The organism is Pseudonocardia lacus (assembly GCF_018531445.1).
Lineage (GTDB): Bacteria > Actinomycetota > Actinomycetes > Mycobacteriales > Pseudonocardiaceae > Pseudonocardia > Pseudonocardia lacus.
Genome location: NZ_JAHDTH010000393.1, coordinates 1 through 3,165, shown reverse-complemented (window position 1 = coordinate 3,165; position 3,165 = coordinate 1). Strand labels below are relative to the sequence as shown.

3 protein-coding genes are annotated in these 3,165 nt (G+C 72.3%); 2 read left to right on the top strand and 1 reads right to left on the bottom strand.

From position 1 onward, the window contains the following. Positions 1-211 precede the first annotated feature (211 nt). On the bottom strand, positions 212-628 hold the full coding sequence (locus KIK08_RS38305; RefSeq protein WP_214408208.1) for a DUF5318 family protein: 417 nt from the start codon (positions 626-628) through the stop codon (positions 212-214). Positions 629-781: 153 nt separating this feature from the next. On the opposite strand from KIK08_RS38305, the gene KIK08_RS38300 reads away from it, so the two are divergent. Both KIK08_RS38300 and KIK08_RS38295 read left to right on the top strand, forming a co-directional pair. Beyond that, positions 782-1,363, top strand: a complete 582-nt coding sequence (locus KIK08_RS38300; protein WP_214408207.1) for a PadR family transcriptional regulator — start codon at positions 782-784, stop codon at positions 1,361-1,363. A gap of 81 nt (positions 1,364-1,444) precedes the next feature. Beyond that, positions 1,445-2,524: an inositol-3-phosphate synthase gene (locus KIK08_RS38295; protein WP_214408206.1), complete on the top strand. Its 1,080-nt coding sequence runs from the start codon at positions 1,445-1,447 to the stop codon at positions 2,522-2,524. Positions 2,525-3,165: the final 641 nt, after the last annotated feature.

Below are 3,165 nucleotides of genomic sequence, written 5' to 3'. Positions count from 1 at the left end.
AGCCGGCCGGCGCGCGGTGCGGCTGCGGGCCGGGCCCGGCCTGCGGCGGGACCGGACCGGGTCGGTGGGGCCCGGTGTTCCGGGCGCCGGGAGGCGGAGCACCCGGCCCGGGACGGGGTGGCCGGCCGGGATGGGGCCCGGGCACGGGGCCGTCCCGGCGGTCGCGCTGATCACTCACCGCTGCTCCGTGGGCTCGGTGTCGGGGGATGGGTCACTCGGCGGCGGTCCGGCGTCGGTCGGACCGGCGGGGGCTGGTGTCGGGAGCGCCGCCGGTGCCCGTGACGTAGGACAGCACGAGGTGGTTCCAGTGGCACGCTCCGCAGACCTCCACCACGTACACGGAGAAATCGGCCAGCGAGTTCGCCAGCGCGTCGATCTCGTCCGGGTGGCGGGCCGAGCCGGCGGCGTGCCGCAGCTCGTCGCCGAAGATCCAGGAGACGTGCGTCAGCCGTTCGCGACGGCAGACCGGGCAGGACTCGGCGGTCGGCTCCCCGTGGAACCGCGCAGCTCGCAGCAGGTAAGGGCTGGCATCGCAGACCTCACCCGTTCCGACTCGACCGGAGTGGACCTCCGCGAGCAGCGAACGGCGCTGCAGCGCGTAGTCGACCACCTGTCGCTGAATCCGCACCGGGCCAGGGTACGCGGGGGGTCACCCGGGCCGGGCGGAACGTCCGTGCTGCGCCCGTTCGGCGGGTGACCGGCCTCTCTGAGCCGGTCCCTGATGTATCGGTTCGATATAGTCGGGCACTGCATCGCCCCGATGCGGGAGGGAGGGTTCGCGGTGCTCGAGCTGGCGATCCTCGGACTCCTCGGCGAGGCCCCCGTGCACGGCTACGAGCTGCGCAAGCAGCTGCGGCTGCGGCTGGGCGGCTTCCGGGTGTTCTCCTACGGTTCGGTCTACCCCGCCCTGCGCCGGTTGACCCGGGCCGGCCTCATCGTCGAGGAGGCCGAGCCCGCCGAGCCCGACGACACGACCTGGTCCCGCCGCGCCCGGCGGGTCTACCGGATCACCGCGGAGGGCAAGGAGCGCTTCGCCGAGATGCTGGCCGAGTCCGGCCCGCAGTCCTGGGACGACGACGGCTTCGGCGTGCACCTGGCCTTCTTCTCCCGCACCCCCGCCGACGTCCGGATGCGGATCCTCGAAGGCAGGCGCCGGCGCGTGGAGGAGCGCCGGGAGGGGCTGCGCTCGGCGCTGGGCCGCGCGGGCGAGCAGATCGACCGCTACACCCGCGAGCTGCACCAGCTGGGCCTCGACTCCACCGAGCGCGAGGTCCGCTGGCTCAACGAGCTCATCGAGCACGAACGGGCCGAGCAGCGCCGCGCGCCCGGCACCGACCGGGACGGCGATGGCGCCGCCCGCTGAGGCCGCACCGGCTCCGCCGGGTGGCCACCGAACCCATCCCACGAAGACCAACAGATCGAGCAGATCGAGAAGGAGCCGGCCATGAGCCAGGTCCGTGTCGCCGTCGTCGGCGTCGGCAACTGCGCCGCGTCGCTGGTACAGGGCGTGCACTACTACCGCGACGCCGACCCGGCGACGCGCGTCCCCGGCCTCATGCACGTCGACTTCGGCGGCTACCACGTCCGCGACGTCACGTTCGTCGCCGCGTTCGACGTCGACGCCAAGAAGGTCGGCCGGGACCTGTCCGAGGCGATCTCGGCCAGCGAGAACAACACGATCAAGATCGCCGACGTGCCGCCGCTGGACGTCCCGGTGCAGCGCGGGCACACGCTCGACGGGCTCGGCCGGTTCTACCGGGAGACGATCACCGAGTCGGACGAGGTGCCGGTCGACGTCGCGCAGGTGCTGCGCGACACCCGCGCCGACGTGCTCGTGTCGTACCTGCCGGTGGGCAGCGAGGCGGCCGACCGGTTCTACGCCCAGGCCGCGCTGGACTCCGGCGTGGCGTTCGTGAACGCGCTGCCGGTGTTCATCGCCTCCGACCCGGAGTGGGCGGAGAAGTTCCGCGCCGCGGGCGTGCCGATCGTCGGCGACGACATCAAGAGCCAGGTGGGCGCCACCATCACCCACCGGGTGCTGGCCCGGCTGTTCGAGGACCGGGGCGTCCAGCTCGACCGCACCATGCAGCTCAACGTGGGCGGCAACATGGACTTCCTCAACATGAAGGAGCTCGAGCGCCTGGAGTCGAAGAAGGTCTCCAAGACGCAGTCGGTGACCTCCCAGGTCGACCGCGACCTCGGCCGCGACAACGTGCACATCGGCCCGTCGGACTACGTGGCCTGGCTGGACGACCGCAAGTGGGCCTACGTGCGCCTGGAGGGCCGGGCGTTCGGCGACGTGCCGCTGAACCTGGAGTACAAGCTCGAGGTGTGGGACTCGCCGAACTCGGCCGGCATCATCATCGACGCGGTGCGCGCGGCCAAGATCGCCCTGGACCGGGGGATCGGCGGCCCGATCCTGTCCGCGTCGAGCTACTTCATGAAGTCGCCGCCCGAGCAGTACAGCGACGACGAGGCGCGGCGCGCGGTGGAGGAGTTCATCCGGGGTGAGCGCGAGCGCTGAGCGCCGCGGGCCCGTGCGGCCCCGGTCGTGGCCCCGGCCACGTCCGGGGCCGCTTTTGTTTTCAGATGCTCAAATGTTCCGGACGGCCGCGCGGCTGGGCCACGTTCACTCGATTGGTCCGTTCGGAACCGCTCGGCGCGGGCACCCGACCGCTGGTCAGCGCCCCGCCTGAAAGAAGACTTAGCCGCGTCTTTTCACACCGACGTAATTCCCTCGATTGACGCAACGCGCGAGTGATGCGTATCACAACTTCTCCATAGGGTGGATGAGATATCGGTCATATACCCGATCGATATCCGTTCTTAATGTGGCCGACGGCCTCGACGCACCTCCGTCCATCCGGGACGGCGGGCCCGAGGTCACCGCCCGGACGGGCGGGGACGCCGACCGGCCCGCCCCCACGGCGGGCCGCGACCCGGCTCCCGGCCTCCCACTCCCGGTTCGCCGGGCAGTCCGGCGGTGCTCACCCCGGAGACACGTCAGTGCCCCCATCACCCGCTCTCCCCAGCGATCCCCAGGCCTTCGTGCCGACGACGCGCCCGCACGGCCTGCTCCAGGCGGTCCGCTCGTCCGTGATCGCCGCGGCCGCCGCCGCGGCGGCCGTCGCCGCCCTGCTCCCCGCCGCCGGAGCCGCGCCCGTT